At 63.4% G+C, this 3230-nt stretch carries 3 protein-coding genes; 2 read left to right on the plus strand and 1 reads right to left on the minus strand.

Features of this window, described 5'->3' with window-relative positions; translation table 11 throughout:
• Positions 1 to 1239, minus strand: a 1239-nt coding sequence (gene sauS, locus QOC89_RS29610; RefSeq protein ID WP_323048291.1) for an acylating sulfoacetaldehyde dehydrogenase, incomplete at its 3' end; no start/stop codon positions are given.
• A 198-nt stretch (positions 1240 to 1437) separates the two neighbouring features.
• Between sauS and QOC89_RS29615 the strand changes: the two genes are divergently transcribed.
• Entirely contained in the window at positions 1438 to 2202 is a 765-nt protein-coding gene (locus tag QOC89_RS29615) for an IclR family transcriptional regulator (RefSeq protein WP_323048292.1), read from the plus strand.
• A 159-nt stretch (positions 2203 to 2361) separates the two neighbouring features.
• The gene (locus QOC89_RS29620) at positions 2362 to 3114 is read left to right on the plus strand and encodes an IclR family transcriptional regulator (RefSeq protein ID WP_323048293.1); all 753 of its coding nucleotides are present in this window, start codon (positions 2362 to 2364) and stop codon (positions 3112 to 3114) included.
• Positions 3115 to 3230: the final 116 nt, after the last annotated feature.

Below are 3230 nucleotides of genomic sequence, written 5' to 3' on the forward strand. Positions count from 1 at the left end.
CGCCTGATTCACGATCACGCGCGCCACCGGCAGCGTTGAACCGAGCTGCACCGCCGCCTCGGGGTCGGAGGAATGCAGGCCGACCGAGTGCCCGGCGCCCATGTAGGCGTAGATGCCCCGCACGATATCGGCGGCGGCTGTGAAGCTGTCCGCGCGATAAACCGTCAGCACCGGTGCGAGCTTTTCGCCCGAGAACGGGTATTCAGCGCCGAAGCCGCTTTCCTCCACCATCAGAAAGGCGGGTTCGCGCGCGGCAATGTCGTTGAGTCCCGCCGCCCGCGCAATCGACGCGGCCGAGCGCGCGGTGCAGTGCGCCGAGAGCTTGCCGTTCGACCATAGGGCCGCCTGCAATTGCGCCTTTTGCGCGGCGTCGAGCATCACGCCACCGCAAGCGCCCAGTTCGGCCAGCATGTCCGCATACACCGCGCTTTCGATGACGACACTGTTTTCGGATGAACAACTCGTGGCGTTGTCGAACGTCTTCGAGCGGGCAATCCTGTGCGCTGCATCGTGGAGATCGGCCGACGCGGTAACGATCGAAGCCACATTGCCCGCGCCCACGCCGAATGCGGGCGTCCCGCTAGCGTAGGCCATTCGCACATTGGCCTGCGAGCCGGTCGCCACGACCAGATCGCACTGCCGCATCAGTTCAGCGGTGGCTGCCTTGCTGATCGGCGCGGGCAACATCTGGACGAGATCCGGCGCGAGCCCGACCTTGGCGAATTGCGCGTGAATGAAATCGATCAGCAGCGCGCACGACGAATAGCCCTTCGGAGAAGGCGCCACGATGACGGCGTTGCCGCATTTGAGCGCGTTGACGATCTTGTTGACCGGCGTGGCCGCCGGATTGGTGGAAGGCGTGATTGCCGCCACCACGCCGACGGCCCGCGCGATCTCGACAATGCCCGTAGCGTCATGACGCGCGATCACACCCGTGGTCTTCTGCCCGCGCAGATCGCGTAACAGGCCGAGCGTCTTGCGAAAGTTCTTGCGGAATTTGTCGTCCGCGTTGCCGAGACCGGTGTCGCGCACCGCCAGGTCGGCAAGCTGCCGGTTGCGCGCGGGCTCCATGATCGCCCACGCGGCGGCGTTGGCGGCGGCATCGAGCACGTCCTGTCCCGCGGCCTCGAATCCGCGCTGTGCGGCGCGCGCGCGTTCCACGATTGACGCAACGGCGCGTTCGACTTCGTTCTGTGTGCTCGCGTGTGCTGCTTCGGCTGCTGTGGCCCTGACATTCATACGGTTCACTCCGGACTGAAAAAATTGGCGTTGGTACCAATCTAGTGAGCCGCATCTGCTTCGGAGTCCCGTTTTTTGATTTATTCCCTGCGTGGGCGCAGCAAGAATCGGAAAGTGCAAAATTCGGGACTTTCCATAGTCCCGAAAACTAAACAGTCCAATGCACAATCCAACTTATAAATACGAGGAGGAGACAGCGTGTCGACATCGAATCAATCGAATGCGGCGGCCGTACGCGCATTTCGGGTACTCGAAACCCTGGCGGAGGCCAGCGGCCCGCTTTCCATGACGGATCTCGTGCATGCGCTCGAACTGCCCAAGCAGACCGTGCACCGGATTCTGGTGCAGTTGATGGACGCGTGGCTGGTCACGCGCAGCGCCGGCGACCGGCTGTATGAGTGTTCGCCGCGCGTGCGGATGCTGGCGGTCAATGTGCTGATGCATGCGGGGCCGGCAGCCGCCCGCCATGTACTGCTTGAACAACTGGTGGCCAAAATCGGCGAGACCTGCAATCTGACCATGCTGGCCGGCAACGACGTGGTCTATGTGGACCGGGTGGAAACGGAATGGCCGCTGCGCATGCACCTCCAACCGGGCTCGCATGTGCCGCTGCACTGTTCGGCAAGCGGCAAGCTATTGCTCAGTTTTCTTCCGAAGGACAGACGCGAGCGCGTCATCGAGACCTTGCCGTTGCGCGCCTATTCCGAGCGCACAATCACGGATCGCGGCGAGTTGCGCAAGGAGTTGACCGAGACGCGGCGGCGCCAGCTCGCGATCAACAATCAGGAGCATTTGCAGGGACTCATTGCAATCGCGGTGCCGGTCATGCTGAATCGCAATCGCGCCTGCGCGGCCATTGCCGTGCAGGCGCCGGTGGGGCGGGTCGTACTCAATGACCTGCTGGCCTTCCTGCCCGATCTTCGTCTCGCTGCCGAGGAAACCGCTAAAACGTTCCGGCAGTAGCGCGGACCCGCGCAAGTCGCATGGCGCCGCACCGCATTCCGAAAAACGCGATGGTCCGCGTTGAATTTACGCCGTTCGGGCACCCGCAACGCCGTGAAAGCCGCCGCTGGCAAAGGCGCACGTTACAATGAGGCCGATCCATTTTCCGGAACGGCCCATATGACTGGAGCGGATACTCCTACCCTGCGCGCCTTTGCCCTGCTCGAACATCTCGTGCGCGCCGACGGTCCGGTGTCGCTTGCCGACATTGCTCAGGACGTCGACCTGCCGAAGGCTTCGCTGCATCGCATGCTGGCTTCGCTCGAGGCCGGTGGTCTCGTGATCCGCGAACCGGGCCAGAAAAACGCCTACGTGATCGGGCCACGTCTCGCGCAACTCGGTCTTGGCGTCATGATGCATTCGGGTGCGCGCCGGCTGCGGCATGCGATCCTGTCGCACCTGGTCGCCGATCTCGGCGAGACCTGCAATCTCACCATGCTGCACGAAACCGAAGTGCTGTACCTCGACCGCATCGAAGCACCCTGGCCGCTGCGGCTCGACCTCAAGCCCGGCTCGCACGTGCCCGCGCATTGCAGCGCGAGCGGCAAACTGCTGATGGCGATGCTGCCGCGCGAACAACGCACCGCCCTGATCCGCACGCTGAAACTCGATCGCTTCACGCCGAACACCATCACCGATCCCGAACTGCTTGAAGCGGAACTCGACCGCACCGCGCACAAGCGCATCGCCATCGATAACGAGGAATTTGTCGCCGGCATCGCGTGCGTGGCCGCGCCGGTGATGGACGAGAACAACACCTGCATCGCGGCGATTGCCGTGCATGCGCCGGTTTCGCGCGCGCCGCTGTCGCGTGCGCTGGAGTTCGTGCCGCGTTTGCAGGAAGCCGCGCAGCAGCTCGCGAGGACGTTCTAGTGGGCTTGTTCCGGTGCGGATTCTGCGGCTTGTTCCAACGCTGATACGCCGCTTGTTGTGCTGGTTGTTGTGCTGGTTGTTGTGCTGGTTGTTGTGCTGGTTGTTGTGCTGGTTGT

Origin of the sequence: Paraburkholderia sp., from assembly GCF_034668105.1 — a bacterium.
Lineage (GTDB): Bacteria > Pseudomonadota > Gammaproteobacteria > Burkholderiales > Burkholderiaceae > Paraburkholderia.